13 protein-coding genes are annotated in these 15,414 nt (G+C 69.5%); 6 read left to right on the top strand and 7 right to left on the bottom strand.

The features are described from left to right. Window positions 1–1,977, top strand: a 1,977-nt coding sequence (locus tag ACK4IU_RS17260) for an alpha-2-macroglobulin family protein (protein WP_409737629.1), incomplete at its 5' end; no start/stop codon positions are given. A 166-nt stretch (window positions 1,978–2,143) separates the two neighbouring features. Then, window positions 2,144–4,186, top strand: a complete 2,043-nt coding sequence (gene pbpC, locus ACK4IU_RS17255) for a penicillin-binding protein 1C (RefSeq protein WP_409737626.1) — start codon at window positions 2,144–2,146, stop codon at window positions 4,184–4,186. An 87-nt stretch (window positions 4,187–4,273) separates the two neighbouring features. On the opposite strand, the gene bktB is transcribed toward pbpC, so the two are convergent. Next, complete coding sequence (gene bktB / locus ACK4IU_RS17250) at window positions 4,274–5,431, bottom strand: beta-ketothiolase BktB (RefSeq protein WP_409737623.1); 1,158 nt, start codon at window positions 5,429–5,431, stop codon at window positions 4,274–4,276. 129 nt (window positions 5,432–5,560) lie between these two features. On the opposite strand from bktB, the gene ACK4IU_RS17245 reads away from it, so the two are divergent. Beyond that, window positions 5,561–6,661, top strand: coding sequence for an MFS transporter (locus ACK4IU_RS17245; RefSeq protein ID WP_409737620.1), 1,101 nt, complete (start codon window positions 5,561–5,563; stop codon window positions 6,659–6,661). 19 nt (window positions 6,662–6,680) lie between these two features. Here the strand turns inward: ACK4IU_RS17245 and ACK4IU_RS17240 are convergent, their stop codons facing one another. After that, complete coding sequence (locus ACK4IU_RS17240) at window positions 6,681–7,262, bottom strand: DUF2585 domain-containing protein (protein ID WP_409737617.1); 582 nt, start codon at window positions 7,260–7,262, stop codon at window positions 6,681–6,683. Window positions 7,263–7,361: 99 nt separating this feature from the next. Between ACK4IU_RS17240 and ACK4IU_RS17235 the strand changes: the two genes are divergently transcribed. Beyond that, the gene (locus ACK4IU_RS17235) at window positions 7,362–7,583 is read left to right on the top strand and encodes a hypothetical protein (protein ID WP_409737614.1); all 222 of its coding nucleotides are present in this window, start codon (window positions 7,362–7,364) and stop codon (window positions 7,581–7,583) included. 40 nt (window positions 7,584–7,623) lie between these two features. Here the strand turns inward: ACK4IU_RS17235 and ACK4IU_RS17230 are convergent, their stop codons facing one another. From ACK4IU_RS17230 to ACK4IU_RS17220, 3 genes are all read right to left on the bottom strand, one after another. Continuing rightward, complete coding sequence (locus ACK4IU_RS17230) at window positions 7,624–8,361, bottom strand: metallophosphoesterase family protein (protein WP_409737611.1); 738 nt, start codon at window positions 8,359–8,361, stop codon at window positions 7,624–7,626. Between the two features lie 87 nt (window positions 8,362–8,448). Continuing rightward, window positions 8,449–10,041, bottom strand: a complete 1,593-nt coding sequence (gene serA / locus ACK4IU_RS17225) for a phosphoglycerate dehydrogenase (protein WP_409737608.1) — start codon at window positions 10,039–10,041, stop codon at window positions 8,449–8,451. 96 nt (window positions 10,042–10,137) lie between these two features. Next, window positions 10,138–11,295: a phosphoserine transaminase gene (locus ACK4IU_RS17220; RefSeq protein ID WP_409737605.1), complete on the bottom strand. Its 1,158-nt coding sequence runs from the start codon at window positions 11,293–11,295 to the stop codon at window positions 10,138–10,140. A gap of 155 nt (window positions 11,296–11,450) precedes the next feature. Here ACK4IU_RS17220 and serB point away from each other — a divergent pair, with 155 nt between their 5' ends. Both serB and ACK4IU_RS17210 read left to right on the top strand, forming a co-directional pair. Then, entirely contained in the window at window positions 11,451–12,329 is an 879-nt protein-coding gene (gene serB, locus ACK4IU_RS17215; protein WP_409737602.1) for a phosphoserine phosphatase SerB, read from the top strand. 195 nt (window positions 12,330–12,524) lie between these two features. Next, a complete protein-coding gene (locus tag ACK4IU_RS17210) occupies window positions 12,525–13,286 on the top strand; it encodes a TSUP family transporter (protein WP_409737599.1) in 762 nt (253 codons plus the stop codon). Here ACK4IU_RS17210 and zapE read toward each other — a convergent pair. Both zapE and ACK4IU_RS17200 read right to left on the bottom strand, forming a co-directional pair. Next, a complete protein-coding gene (gene zapE, locus ACK4IU_RS17205) occupies window positions 13,283–14,362 on the bottom strand; it encodes a cell division protein ZapE (protein ID WP_409737596.1) in 1,080 nt (359 codons plus the stop codon). The genes ACK4IU_RS17210 and zapE overlap by 4 nt on opposite strands. A 57-nt stretch (window positions 14,363–14,419) precedes the next feature. Then, entirely contained in the window at window positions 14,420–15,367 is a 948-nt protein-coding gene (locus tag ACK4IU_RS17200) for a 1-phosphofructokinase family hexose kinase (RefSeq protein WP_409737593.1), read from the bottom strand. Window positions 15,368–15,414: the final 47 nt, after the last annotated feature.

The following is a 15,414-nucleotide window of genomic DNA, read 5'->3' as shown; positions in this document are numbered from 1 at the left end:
CTGGTGGCCTATTTCACCGGCCCGGTCGAGGTGGGCGCGGACGGCTATGCGCGGGCGACGTTCGACCTGCCGAGCTTCAACGGCACGGTGAAGGTTATGGCCGTGGCCTGGTCGAAGACCGGGGTCGGTCAGGCATCGGCGGATGTGCTGGTGCGCGATCCGGTGGTGGTGACGGCCAGCCTGCCGCGCTTCCTGTCGCCGGGCGACACGTCGCGGCTCTTGCTGGAGGTGGTCCATGCCACCGGGCCTTCGGGCCGGATGAGCCTCGATGTGACCGCGAACGGGCTGACGCTGGGCGCGGTGCCTTCGGGCTTCGACCTCGGCGAGAAGGCCAAGGCGGTGTTCGAGGTGCCGGTGACGGCGGGGGATGTCGGGGTGGATAGCATCGACATCAGCCTGACCACGCCGGACGGCAAGGTGCTGAAGAAGACGCTGACGATCCCGGTGCAGTTGAACGACCCGGAAGTGGCGCGGATCAGCCGTGTGGACCTGGCCTCGGGGCAGAGCTTCGCCTTCGATGACAACGTGTTTGCCGGCCTCGTGCCGGGGTCGGGCAAGGCGGTGATGGCGGTCGGCCCGATCGCGCGGCTGAACGCGCCGGGGATGCTGGCGGCCCTTGACCGCTATCCCTATGGCTGCACCGAGCAGATCACTTCGAAGGCGCTGCCGCTTCTGTACTTCGACCAGGTGGCGCAGGTGATGGACCTGAAGGGGGCCGAGAACATCCAGACCCGGATCGACGAGGCGGTGGTGGAGATCCTCGCCAACCAGTCCTCGGCCGGGGGCTTCGGCCTCTGGGGGCCCGAGCAGGGCGATTTCTGGCTCGACGCCTATGTGACCGACTTCCTCAGCCGGGCGCGGGCCCAGGGTTACACGGTGCCGGAACTGGCCTTCCGCAACGCGCTGGCGAACCTGCGGAACCAGGTGAACTATGCGCCCGACTTCAGCGCGGAAGCCAATGGCGGCGGCGAGGCGCTGGCCTATGCGCTGATGGTGCTGGCGCGCGAAGGGGCGGCGGCGGTGGGCGATCTGCGCTATTACGCCGATGTGAAGGGCGACGATTTCGCGACGCCGCTCGCGCAGGCGCAGCTGGCTGCGGCACTGGCCTCTTACGGCGACCAGCCGCGGGCGGATGCAATGTTCCGCAAGGCGCTGGCCAAGCTGGATGCGCAGGGGCCGGAGCAGGGCCAGCTCTGGCGGGTGGACTACGGCACCCGCTACCGCGACACGGCGGCGCTCTTGACGCTGGCGGTCGAAGCCGGGTCGAACGCGGTGGACCGCGAGGCGCTGACCGACCGGCTGGCCGCACAGGGTACCAACCTTTCCACACAGGAGGCGACCTGGGCGCTTCTGGCCGCCAATGCGCTGATCGACCGGCCTGGGGCCGCGGGCATAACCCTCGACGGGCAGCCCGCAGAGGGCCCGCTGGTCCGTGTGCTGGAGGCTGGGGCGGCGACCCCGGTCGTCGTGCGCAACGCGGGGCCGGACACCAGCATCACGGTGACGACCTATGGCGTCCCGGCCGAGCCCGAGCCTGCCGGCGGCAACGGCTATGCGATCACCCGGACCTACTACACGATGGACGGTCAGGAGGTCTCGCCCGGCAGCGTGGCGGCGGGCACCCGGCTGGTGGTGGTGCTGGAGGTCACGCCCTTCGCCTATGGCGAGGCGCGGCTGATGGTCAGCGATCCCCTGCCCGCGGGTCTGGAGATCGACAACCCGAACCTGATGTCGGCGGGCTCGACCTCGGAACTGGGCTGGCTGGATGCGGTGCAGGAGGTGGCCCATGCCGAGTTCCGGCAGGACCGCTTCCTCGCCGCGATCGACTGGCGGTCGGATGCGCCGTTCAAGCTCGCCTATGTCGTCCGCGCAGTCAGCCCGGGCAGCTTCCACCACCCGGCGGCCTCGGTCGAGGACATGTATCGCCCCGATTTCCGGGCGCGCAGCGAGACCGGGACGCTGACGGTCACGCCGTGACGGACCGGCAGCGCATTGCGCCTCCCCTCCCCCCCGTGGGGAGGGGTTGGGGGGGGGGGGCGTGTCGGACAAGGGCCCTGGTCTGGCATCCGGCCCCCCCTCCCTCTCCCTCCCCCACGAGGGGGGAGGGAAGCGCCAACCCCTCGCCGCAGGTCCAGCTTTGCCGATGATCCGCGCGCGCTGGCTGTTTGCCGTTGCCCTTGGCCTGTGGCTGGGGGCGCTCGGCCGGGACCGGTTCGACGCCTTCATCGACGCGACCGTCCTGCCGCCCCTTGCGGTGGAGATGTCGGTCGAGGTGCTGGACCGCGACGGTGACCTCTTGCGCGCCTATACGGTCGCCGATGGCCGCTGGCGGCTGGCCCTGCCGCCCGACCGGGTGGACCCGCTCTACCTGCGGATGCTGGTGGCCTACGAGGACCGCCGCTTCCGCGACCATGGCGGCGTGGACCTGCGCTCGCTGGCGCGGGCGGTGGCTCAGGCGGTCTGGAACGGGCGCGTCGTCTCGGGCGGATCGACGCTGACGATGCAGGTCGCGCGGCTGCTGGAAGAGGGGACGACCGGCCAGGTCGCGGGCAAGCTTCGGCAGATGCGGGTGGCGCTGGCGCTGGAGCGGCGGCTGTCGAAGGACCAGATCCTTCAGCTTTACCTGCATCTCGCACCCTTCGGTGGCAATCTGGAGGGGGTGCGTGCCGCCTCGATCAGCTATTTCGGCAAGGAGCCCGCCCGCCTGACCCCGGCCGAAGCCGCACTTCTGGTGGCGATCCCGCAGGCTCCGGAAAGCCGCCGCCCCGACCGCGCCGCCGACCGGGCCGAGGCCGCGCGGAACCGGGTGCTCGCCCGCGCGGTGGCGGCGGGGGTGCTGGACCCCGAAACCGCCGAGGCCGCCCGGCGCGAGGCGGTGCCGGGCTTGCGCCAGCCCTTTCCGGCGCTCGCCGCGCATCTGGCCGACCGTGTCCGCGCCGAACGCCCGCAGGACGGGCAGCACCGCCTGACGCTGGACGGCGACCTGCAACGCCGGCTCGAGGCGCTGGCGGCCGAGGCGGTCGCCGACCGGGGCGAGGCCTTGCAGGTGGCGATCCTGGTGGCTGACCATGCCTCGGGCGAGATCCTCGCCTCGGTCGGCTCGGCGGGCTATCAGGCCGATCTGCGGCAGGGCTTCGTGGACATGACCCAGGCGCTGCGCAGCCCCGGATCGACGCTTAAGCCCCTGGTCTATGCCCTGGCCTTCGACGAGGGGCTCGGCCATCCCGAGACGATGATCGAGGACCGGCCGATACGCTTTGGCACTTACGCGCCGCAGAACTTCGACCGGCTCTACCTCGGCACGATACGCATGCGCGAGGCATTGCAGCTGTCGCGCAACATCCCGGTGGTGGAACTGACCGAGGCGCTGGGACCGGCGAAACTGATCTCGGCGATGGAGAAGGCGGGCATGAAGCCGGTCTTTCCGGGCGACCAGCCGGGGCTGGCCATCGCGCTGGGCGGGGTGGGGGTGACGTTGCAGGACATGGTGCAGCTTTATGCCGCGCTGGCGCGGGGGGGCGTGGCGCGGCCGCTGACCTGGCGGCTCGGGGCCGAGGGGGCCGAGGGGCAGCGCCTGGTCTCTTCCGTGGCGGCCTGGCAGGTGGGCGACATCCTCGCGGGCCTCGCGCCGCCGCCGGGGGCGCCGCCGAACCGGCTGGCCTACAAGACCGGGACCTCCTACGGGCACCGTGATGCCTGGGCGATCGGCTATGACGGGCGGCATGTGGTGGGGGTCTGGATGGGCCGGGCGGACGGGACGCCCGTGCCGGGGGCCTTCGGTGCGGATGTGGCGGCGCCGGTGCTGTTCCAGGCCTTCAACCGGCTGAAGCGCAAGCTCGACCCGCAGCCGCCGGCGCCACCGGCGACCCTGCTGGTCGCCAACGCTGCGCTGCCGCAGCCGCTGCAACGCTTCCGGTCGCGCGCGGCGGCCTTTGCCCGGGCGGCGGATGCCCCCGCCGTTGCCTTCCCGCCGGACGGTGCGGAGGTGGAGCTTCTTGCGGCGGGGCTGAAGGTCAAGGTCGCGGGCGGGACCGCGCCCTTCACCTGGCTGGCCGACGGGGTGCCGGTGGTCGTCGGCTCCGAGGCGCGCGAGGCGATGCTGGCGATGCCGGGGGCGGGGTTCGTGACGCTCAGCGTGATCGACGCCGAGGGCCGGTCGGACCGGGTGCAGGTGCGCCTGCGCTGAGACGGCGGCTCGTCGCCGACTGCGTCGCTCCTCGCGCAGGGCAGCCGACGAGGACACGCAGTCGAACGAGGAGGGTTCAGGGAGGGGTCAGGCGCGTTCGATGGCCAGCGCGATCCCCTGGCCGCCGCCGATGCACATGGTGACAAGGGCGGTGCGCCCGCCGGTCCGTTCCAGCTCGTGCAGCGCCTTCACGACCAGGATCGCCCCGGTCGCCCCCACCGGATGACCGAGCGCGATCGCCCCGCCGTTGGGGTTCACCCGCGCGGGGTCGAGGTCCAGCGCGCGGGACACGGCCAGCGCCTGGGCCGCGAAGGCCTCGTTCGATTCCACCACGTCGAAGGACTGCGGCCTGACCCCGAGCTTCGCGCAGAGCGCCTGCACCGCCGGGATCGGGCCGAGACCCATGACCTTCGGGTCCACCCCGGCCAGAGCATAGCCCATGATCCGCGCCCGGCTGCCCTTGTCGGATCGCGACAGGACCAGCGCGGCGGCGCCGTCGTTGATGCCCGAGGCATTGCCGGCGGTCACCGTGCCGTCCTTCTGGAACACGGGGCGCAGACCCGCCAGCGCCTCGGCGCTCGTGGCCTTGGGGTGTTCGTCGGTGTCGAAGGTCACCGGGCCCTTCCGGCCGGCGATCTCGACGGGCACGATCTGATCGCGGAATCGGCCTTCGGCGATGGCGCGGGCGGCGCGGGTCTGGCTTTCCAGCGCGAAGGCGTCCTGATCCTTGCGGCTGATACCGTGCAGCGCGGCGACATTCTCTGCCGTCACTCCCATGTGCCCGGTGCCGAAGGGGCAGGTCAGCGCCCCGGTCATCATGTCCAGCGCGCGGGTATCGCCCATCTTCTGCCCGAAGCGGGCGGCGGGCAGGATGTAGGGCGAGCGGCTCATGCATTCCGCCCCGCCCGCGAGCGCCAGTTCGGCATCGCCCAGCATCAGCGCCTGCACCGCCGAGACCACGGCCTGCGCGCCCGAACCGCAGAGCCGGTTGACGTTCATCGCCGGCGTCGTCTCGGGGATGCCGGCGTTCATCGCCATGACGCGGGAAAGATACATGTCGCGCGGTTCGGTGTTGATGACATGGCCCATGACGACCTGGCCGATCTGCCCGCCTTCAACCCCCGCGCGGGCGAGCGCCGCCTTCGCGGCATGGGTGGCGATGTCGATCGGCGGCAGGGCGGACAGCGCGCCGCCGAAACCGCCGATGGCGGTGCGGGCGGCGGAAAGGATGTGGATCTCGGTCATGGGGGCCTCCGGTGTTTGTCGCAGCATGCACCAGGGACGGTGCGAAGGGTGAGGAAACGTCGCGTCACGGCGGCCATTGACATGCGCTAACAGCCGGGGGAGACGGGGCGGGTCAACCGGAGACCGATCTTGAACGACCTGATCCGCGCCCATGCCGGGCTTCTGTTCGCCGGGGTGACGACCTTCATCCTGATGGGGGCGGGGCAGGCGCTGTTCGGGCCGGTGCTGCCGGTCTATGTGCGCGAGTTGTCCCTGACCGAGGGCGAGGCGGGGCTGTTCGTGGCGCTTCTGTGGGTCGGCTGCTTCCTGGGCGTCGGCATCATGTATGTGCTGGGCGCCCGGATCGGGCCGAGGCACGCCCTGGCGGCGATGGCGGCCGGGACGGCGGTGATGGCGGCGGGCCCGGGCTGGTGGCTGACGCTGGCCGGCGGCGCGCTCTTCGGTGTGGGCTACGGCATGGCGACGGCGGTGTTCAACCCGCGCGTGATGCGGGCCTTCGGAGCCAAGGGGCCGTCGATGCTGAGCCTGCTGAACGCGACCTTCGGGGTCGGCGCCATTGCCGCGCCGCTGGTCTTCGTCTGGCTGGGCAGCGACCCGGCCTGGACCTTCGGCGCGGTGGCGCTGGCGCTTCTGGCGATCTTCGCGCTGGCCGGCCCGGCCGGTCGGGTGGCGGCGGCGCCGGCGGGCGAGGTGCGGGCCTTCCGTCCGCACTGGGGCATCCTGGCCTTCGGCGCGCTGGCCATCGGGATGGAGGCGAGCCTTGCCGGCCTTGGCCCCTCGGCGCTGATCCGGGCGGGGGTGGAGGAGGTGCGGGCCTCGCAGCTTCTCAGCGCCTTCTTCGTCGTGTTCCTGCTGGCGCGGGTGGGGCTTATCTTCATCGCCCACCGGGTAGAGCCCTTCGTGCTTTACACCGCCGCCATCGGCTCGGCCGCGCTGTTCGCCATCGGGGCGGTGGTCCTGTCGCCTGCGGTGTTCTTCGTGGCGATGGGCGCCTCGGCCGGGGTGTTCTTTCCGGGCTACTACGTCACCGCCAGCGGCAAGATGGGCGAGGACATCCGGGTGCCGCCGACCATTGTCGCCGCGGGGCTGGTGGGGGCGATCACCACGCCGCTGATCCTGGCGCCGGTCAGCGCCGCCCTGGGCGAGCGGGGATTCTTCGTGCTGGTGGCCGGGATCCTGCTGGGGCTGAGCCTGGCTGCGGTGCTGTCGCTGCGCCGGATGCGGGTCTAAGAATTTTCGACGAAAATTCTTAGACCGGGCGCGCCGCCTGCCAGTCGGCGATCCAGTCCACCGGGTAAAGCAGCATCAGCACGTTCAGCGCCAGGCCGTCGCGGATGATCAGGGCCGTCGCCACCTCGAACAGGATGATGAGGGCCACGGTGGCCCAGACCGGCAGCCGGCTGGCCAGCCAAAAGCCCAGGATCATCGCCGCGACGTCGGACATCGTGTTGATCACCGAATCCCCGTAATAGTCCAGCGAGATGGTGACGGTCCGGTAGCGTTCGATCACCGCATCCGAGTTCTCGATGATTTCCCAGCCGCATTCGATCAGCGTGGCAAGGGCCAGCCGCCAGCCGAAGGAAAGCCGCCGGGCGACCAGCCAGAGCGCGCCATAGAACAGGAAGCCGTGGATGATGTGGCTGGGCGTGTACCAGTCCGAAAGGTGCTGCGAGTTCTCGGCGCTGACGACCTCGCCGTGCCAGAGCTTGACATAGCCGCATTTGCAGATCGGCTCGCGACCGATCCACAGAAGCGAGGCGGCCGTAAGCAGGATGATCCCGAGGGTGATCAGGATCGGGGTGAGGCGGTCGCGGGCGGTGGTGTCGGTCATGGCCGGCAGGCAAGCATGGCGCCCGGTTCCGGTAAAGTGCGGTGTGCATTACCCTGACGAAATCCGGCCCGCTGTGGCGGCCGTGCAGGAGGCGAGGCGATGGACGAGAAGAACCCCTGGCGTTTCGGCCCGACGCGGGGCGAGCTGTGGTTCTGGCTCTGGGCCAGCCTGGGCGGGCTGTCCCTGATGGGCGTGGCCCTGGCCGTGCGCGGGATCCCCGAGGGCCCGGCGATCGCCGAGGTCGCGGGGCTGGCTGTCGCGGTCTTCGGCTATCTTGGCGGCCGGTCGGTCAAGCGGCTCATCCGGCGCGAACACCCCTGAGACGGCTCATCGCGCGCTGCCGCTTGCTCTTCGCGGGTGGTCAGCGCCGACTGACGGGCAACGTGCGGCGGCCCTGTGGGGAGAGGAGGGCGGCCTCGCGCCCCTCGATCACAACGGCCGAGAGCGGCCCGCCATAGGCCGCGCCGCTGTCGAGGTTCAGCCGGTTGCCGTAATGGGTCGCGGCCTCGATGGCGGTATGGCCGTGCACGATCAGCGGGCCGAAGCTGGTGCCTTCGCTGAGGAAGGGTTCGCGGATCCAGACGAGGTCGGTTTCGCTCTGGTCTTCCAGCGGCACGCCGGGGCGGATGCCGGCGTGGACAAAGGCGGCCTCGCCCGCGCGGTGCAGGGTCGGGCGGGTGGTCAGGAATTGGACATGGGCCTTCGGCACGGCGGCCAGCGCCTCGGCATGGACCTTGTCGATCGGCCGGTCCCCGGCGTTCGCCACACCATAGGACCGCAGCGTGTCGGACCCGCCGAGGCGGGGATGCAGCCAGGAAAGTTCCGCCCGCAGCCCGGGCTCGGGTTCCCACGGGTTGCGCAGGAAGCGGGTGAACATACGGTCGTGGTTGCCTTTCAGCACCACCCAGTCGCGGCCTTCGGCGATACCTGCGATCAGGAAATCGAGGACGCCCCGGCTGTCCGGGCCGCGATCCACAAGATCGCCGACATGGACGACCTGCCCGGAACCGTGGAGCGCCATGTCATCGGCGATCAGGTCATGCGCGGCCCGCAGGAGGTCGAGCTGCCCGTGAATGTCGCCGATGGCGTAGATGTGCATCTGTCAGGTCCGACCGGAGGAAGCCGGGGGTTTCACACCCCCGGACCCCCGTGGAGTATTTGGGAAAAGGGCAAGCTGCAAGGCAGGTCAAGAGACGTCGAACTGCAGCGCCTTGACCTGGCTGAACATGCCGGTGCCTTCCAGCGTCTCGATCACCTTGGGGTCGATCGGCTGGTCGAGGTAGAGGATGGCGATGGCGTCCTGGCCCACGCCCGACCGGCCCAGGGTGAAGTTCGCGATGTTGACGTTGTTCTTGCCCATGGTCATCCCCAGAAGCCCGATGATGCCCGGCACGTCCTCGTTCGTGGTGTAAAGCATGTGGGCCCCGATCTCGGCGTCGATGTTGATGCCCTTGATCTGGATGAAGCGCGGCTTGCCATCGCTGAAGCAGGTTCCCGCGACCGAGCGTTCGCGCTTGTCCGTGACCATCGTGACCTTGATGTAGGCGTCGAACACCCCGGTCTTTTCCTGCCGGGTGGTCGAGACCTGGATGCCCTTCTCCTTGGCCACAACGGGGGCCGAGACCAGGTTCACGTCGGGGTTCTGCGCCTTCAACACGCCGGCGATCACCGCCTGGTTCAGCGCGGCGAGGTTCATCTCGGCCACCGAGCCGTCGTAGAGGATGTTGATGGCCTTGATCGGCTCGTCGGTCATCTGTCCGATGAAGCTGCCCAGATGCCCGGCCAGCTTGATCCAGGGGCCCATCACGGCGGCCTCCTCGGCGGTGACGTTCGGCATGTTGAGCGCGTTCTGCACGGCGCCGGTCAGCAGGTAGTCCGACATCTGCTCGGCCACCTGCAGCGCCACGTTCTCCTGCGCCTCGGTGGTCGAGGCGCCGAGGTGCGGGGTGCAGACGACGTTGGGGTGGTTGAAGAGCGGGTTCTCGGTGGCGGGTTCCACTTCGAACACATCGAGCGCGGCCCCGGCGACATGGCCGGAGTTCAGCGCGTCGAGCAGCGCCGCCTCGTCGATCAGCCCGCCGCGCGCGCAGTTGATGATGCGGACGCCCTTCTTCGTCTTGGCGAGGTTCTCGCGCGACAGGATGTTGCGGGTCTTGTCGGTGAGGGGGACGTGGAGCGTGATGAAATCCGCGCGGGCCAGAAGCTCGTCCAGCTCGACCTTGTGGACGCCCAGCTGTTTCGCGCGATCCTCGGACAGGAAGGGATCGTAGGCGATGACCTTCATGTGCAGGCCCACCGCGCGGTCGCAGACGATGCCGCCGATGTTGCCTGCCCCGATCACGCCGAGGGTCTTGTTGAACAGCTCCACCCCCATGAACCTGGACTTTTCCCACTTTCCGGCGTGGGTAGAGGCGTTGGCTTCGGGGATTTGCCGGGCAATGGCGAACATCATGGCGATGGCATGTTCCGCCGTGGTGATCGAGTTGCCGAAGGGCGTGTTCATCACGATGACGCCCTTCCTGGACGCCGCCGGGATGTCCACGTTGTCCACCCCGATCCCGGCACGGCCGACGACCTTGAGGTTGGTGGCGCGTTCCAGAAGCTTCTCGGTAACCTTGGTGGCCGAGCGGATGGCGAGACCGTCGTAGTTGCCGATGATCTCGGCCAGCTTTTCCTTGTCCTTGCCGAGTTTCGGCATGTAGTCCACCTCGACCCCCCGGTCGCGGAAGATCTGGACGGCGGTTTCGGAAAGTTCGTCGGAAACGAGGACTTTGGGCATGTTCGGAACCTGTGTGTTCGGGGACATCGCGTCCCGGGCCTGACCCGGGACCTCGTGTGATGAAGGGAGGCCCCGGATCAGGTCCGGGGCGGGGACTCAAGCGGCCTGCGCCAGCGCGGCGATCTCGGCCTCGAAGGCGTGGGCGATCCAGGGCATCAGCGCCTGGACATCCGCCGTCTCGACCGTCGATCCGCACCAGATCCGCAGGCCCGGGGGCGCGTCGCGGTAGGCGCCGAGGTCGAAGCCCGCGCCGGCCTTCTCGATCCGTTTGGCGACGGCCTTGGCGAAGGCCTCGCCATCGGTGATGCGGGGATCGGTGAACTTGAGGCAGACCGAGGTGGTCGATGCGGTCGCCGGGTCTTCGGCCAGGTTCGCGATCCAGGGGTTCTGGGCGCAGAAGTCCCAGACGACCTTGGCGTTCGCCTCGGCGCGCGCGATCAGACCCTGAAGGCCGCCGATCGACTTCGCCCATTTAAGCGCGACGAGGTAATCCTCGTTGGCCAGCATGGACGGCGTGTTGATCGTCTCGCCCTGGAAGATGCCTTCGATCAGCTTGCCCTTGGCGGTCAGGCGGAAAATCTTGGGCAGCGGCCAGGCGGGGGTGTAGCTCTCCAGCCGCTCGACGGCACGGGGGGAAAGGATAAGGACACCATGCGCGCCCTCGCCGCCGAGGACCTTCTGCCAGGAGAAGGTGGTGACGTCGAGCTTCGACCAGGGCAGATCCATCGCAAAGGCCGCGCTGGTCGCGTCGCAGATCGTCAGGCCCGCGCGGGTGGCGGGAATCGCGTCGCCGTTCGGCAGGCGCACGCCGCTGGTCGTGCCGTTCCAGGTGAAGACCACGTCCTTGTCGAAATCGACCTGCGTGAAGTCCACGATCTGGCCGTAGGGCGCCTTGCGGACCGTGGCGTCGAGTTTCAGCTGCTTGACCACATCGGTCACCCAGCCCTCGCCGAAGCTTTCCCAGGCGAGCATTTCAACGGGCCGGGCGCCCAGAAGCGACCACATTGCCATTTCCACGGCCCCGGTGTCCGAAGCCGGCACGATGCCGATGCGGTAGTCGGCGGGGACGCCGAGGATTTCGCGCGTCAGGTCGATCGCCTCTTTCAGCTTGGCCTTGCCGACGGCGGCGCGGTGCGACCGCCCGAGGGGCGCGTCGGCCAGCATGTCGAGGGAATATCCGGGGATCTTGGCGCAGGGGCCGGAGGAGAAGCGCGGGTTGGCCGGGCGCTTGGCCGGCGGGGTCAGGTCAGTCATGGTAGCCTTCCAGCTAAAAGCCCTTCGTTGGGGAAGGGTGTCCCGCCGCCGTGGGTAATGGCCCGGCGGCTCTGGCGCAAGGGACAAAATCGCGTTAGTCCGACGCTTGGTCGCGAAAAAGCGACACGCCTGTTCACTATCGGAAACCTGCCCTCATGTTCGTCGTCACGCTTCTGACCAACCCCGAGACCCCGGTGCTGGAGCGGGTGACTGTGGAAAGCCTTCGCAACGCCTGGGGCGGCGGTCAGGCGCACTGGCTCGACCCCGGGGTGGCGGCAGAGTTCGAGCTGGACCGGGTGCCCGAGAATCGCTGGCAGGTCTGGGAGGACCTTCAGGCGCTGCGGGTGGACATGGTGGTGCAGCCTGCCGAGGGGCGCAGGAAGCGCCTGCTGATCGCCGACATGGATTCCACGATGATCCGGCAGGAATGCATCGACGAGCTGGCCGACGAAGCCGGGGTCGGCGCGCATGTGGCCGGGATCACGGCCCGGGCGATGAACGGGGAACTGGATTTCGAGGGCGCACTGCGCGAACGTGTGGGCCTGCTGAAAGGCCTGCCCGAGGCGGTGATCGGACAGGTCCTGCGCGACCGGATCACGCTGATGCCGGGGGGCAGGGTGTTGGTGGCGACCATGAAGGCGCATGGCGCCTATGCGGCGCTGGTCTCGGGCGGGTTCACCGCCTTCACTGCGGCCGTGGCGGAGATGCTGGGGTTCGACGAGAACCGGGCCAACAGCCTGCATGTCGCCGAAGGCAGGCTGGCCGGGACGGTGGCCGAGCCGATCCTGGGCAAGGAGGCCAAGTTGCAGGCCCTGACCGAGATCACCGCGCGGCTGGGGATCACCCCCGCCGGGGCGCTTGCGGTGGGCGACGGGGCGAACGACCTGCCGATGCTGCTGGCCGCCGGGACGGGTGTCGCGCTGCACGCCAAGCCCCGGGTGCAGGCCGAATGCGAGGTCCGGGTGAACCACGGCGATCTGACGGCGCTGCTCTACCTGCAAGGCTATGGCCGCGAGGAGTTCGCGCCGGTCTGAGCCCTGCGCCCGGACCCAGCGCCCGGGGGTTTCACCCCCGGACCCCCGAGAGTATCTGGAAAGGGGCAAGATGCATTTGCCCTTTTCCCAAATACTCCCGCCGGAGGCAGCGACCTGTCCCCTCGCACCCGGCCTCGATCGTGGCCACCGGCTGCCCCTTGCCCCCGGTTCGGGAACAGGCCAGAAGCCGGGGTCATGTTCGAGATCGCCACGCATCTTGCCCTGCTTCTGATCCTTGCCGCCTTCTTCGCCGGCTTCGTGGACAGCATCGCGGGCGGGGGCGGGCTGATCTCGGTGCCGGCGCTGCTGCTGGCCGGGGCCTCGCCGGTCGAGGCGCTGGCGACGAACAAGCTGCAGGGCACCTTCGGGGCGGCGACGGCCACCGTTGCCTATGCCCGGGCGGGGCATGTCAGGCCGCAGGGGCAGCTCTGGATGGCGGTGATCAGTGCAGTGGCGGGAGCGGTCGGTGCACTGGTGGCGCACATGATCCCGGCCGAGGTGCTCCGCCTGGTCATGCCGGTCGTCCTGATCGGGGTCGCGGCCTTCTTCGCGCTGAAGCCGGGGCTGTCGGACGAGTCGCGGGCGGAACGGATCAGGCCTGCGGTCTTTGCGGTGACGGCAGTGCCGCTGATCGCCGCCTATGACGGGTTCTTTGGCCCCGGCACCGGGTCATTCTTCATGATGGGGTTCGTCCTGTTGGCCGGCTTCGGCGTGCTGAAGGCGACGGCGCATACCAAGATGCTGAACTTCGCCTCGAACCTTGGCAGCCTTGCGGTCTTCGTCTTCTCGGGCGCGACCTGGTGGGCGGTGGGGCTGGCGATGGCGGCGGCGCAGGTCGCGGGGGCGACCCTGGGCGCGCGGCTGGCGATGCGGGTCGGGGCGCGGCTGATCAAGCCGCTGCTGGTCGTCACCTCTACCGCGATGGCCTTGCGGCTCTTGTGGCAGGCCTGGACCTAGCGGCCCCAGTCGGCCGCCTGCATCTCGTGCAGCCGGCTGGCGGTGCGCTGGAATTCGAACGAGCCGTCGCCTTCGAGATAGAGCCGTTCCGGCACATCGGCGGCCGAGACGATGAGGCGCACCTTCGCCTCGTAGAGCGAGTCGATCAGCACCACGAAGCGTTTCGCCTCGTTGTAGTTGGCCGAGGACAGCTGCGGGATGTCTTCCACGATCAGCACCCGCACCGCGCGGGCGATGGCGAGGTAATCTGCCGGTCCCAGCGGCTTGGCGCAGAGGTCCCAGAAACTGGCCCGTCCGACCCCGTTCACGAAATGCGGGACAACGACCTGGCGGCTGTTCACCTCGAGCACCAGGGGCGCGTCCGGGGCGCCGCCGGTGAGGTCGGCCCAGATCGCGGCGATCCGGGGTCCGGCGCTGTGGGCGGGGTGGAAATAGACCTCGGCGCCGGCCAGCCGCTCCAGCCGGTAATCGGTGGGGCTGGCCATTTCCACCACCTCGAGCCGGTCCTCGATCATGGCGATGAAGGGCAGGAACAGCGCCCGGCTGAGACCGTCCTTGTAAAGCTCTCCGGGCGGCAGGTTCGAGGTGGTGACGATCACGACTCCGGCGGCGAAGAGCTTTTCGAACAGGCGGCCGACGATCATCGCATCGGTGATGTCCGAGATCTGCATCTCGTCGAAGGCCAGCAACCGCACATCGCGGGTCAGGTCCTCGGCCACCGGGGCCAGCGCATCCTCGACCCCGCGCTGCCGGGCCGCGTGCATGCCCTTGTGGACCTCTTGCATGAAGGCGTGGAAATGCACGCGGCGCTTCTGGGCGATGGCGGTCGCCTCGGTGAAGAGGTCCATCAGCATCGACTTGCCGCGCCCGACCCCGCCCCAGATGTAGAGGCCCTTCGGCGGCTGGATCGGCTTGGCGAAGAGGCCAGCGAAGAGGCCCACCCTGCGGGTGGCATTGGCTTCCAGCCAGCCGCGCAGGCTTTCGAGCCGGTCGAGGACGGCGCGCTGGACGGGATCTTCCCGCAGCGTGCCGGCCGCGACGCGGGTCTCGTAGATTTCGGTCAGGGTCTGCCGCATGGGTCAGACTTAGCCGCGGGCGCCGGGCAAGGGAAGGGCGCTTGCCCGGTCAGGCCGTCAGGCGGCGCTGACCACGCATTCCGGCAGGAGGCGCATCACGTCCTCGGGCCTGCAGAGCTGAGTCGCGTCGGTGGTGACAGCGGCCGAGGCCGCGGCCGATCCCATGGCCAGCGCCTCGGCGTTTGACTGGCCGCGGGCAAGGGCCAGGACGAAGGCCGCGACGAAACTGTCGCCGGCGCCGACGGTGGACTTGACCCGCACCTTCGCGGCCCTGGCAAAGAGCCGTTGCCCGGCGTCGGCCAGAACGTTGCCCTCGGCTCCGCGCGCCACGATCACGGTCTTCGCCACGCCCTTGCGCACCAGCGACTGCGCGAATTCGGCCGTGTCGGCCACAGTTGGCAGCGGATGGCCGGCAAGCTCCTCGCCCTCGGGGCCATCCATGCGCAGGACTTCGAGGTCGGGGATCGGATGGCGCACTGCCTCGTTCAGGGTCGCGCCGGAGGTGTCTAGCACCACGCGCGACTCCGGCATCGAGGCGGCCAGTTGGGCCGGGAAATCCACCGGCACGCCCGGCGGCTGGCTGCCCGAGATCACCGAGATCCCGCCCGGCCGCGCTGTGGCGCGCAGAAGAGTGAACACGCGGGCGCGTTCCGCCTCGCCCCAGACGGGGCCAGGCAGCATGAAGCGGTACTGCTTGCCGGTGGTGACCTCGTTCACCGTCAGCGACTGGCGCGTCTCTCCTGGGCCGAGGATGGACAGAAAGGTCACGCCTTCCGCCCGGATCAGCCCGGCCAGCCGGTCGCCGGTCAGCCCGCCGATGGCGACGAGCGCCAGGCTGTCGCCCCCCAGCGCCTTGATCGCGCGGCTGACGTTCAGGCCGCCGCCGCCGGGATCGAGCAGGGGCTCGGTGCAGCGCAGCTTGTGGCCGGGGATCAGCTCGTGCACCTCGGTCGCCATGTCGAGCGCGGGGTTCAGCGTCAGGGTCAGGATCGGAGCTTGGGTCATGCGGCACCTGTTCGTGTTACCGCTATCATAAACCCTTCGCGCCGAAA

The sequence above is a fragment of the Tabrizicola flagellatus genome (assembly GCF_046295235.1).
Lineage (GTDB): Bacteria > Pseudomonadota > Alphaproteobacteria > Rhodobacterales > Rhodobacteraceae > Tabrizicola > Tabrizicola flagellata_A.
This window is presented reverse-complemented; position numbering and strand designations above follow the sequence as displayed.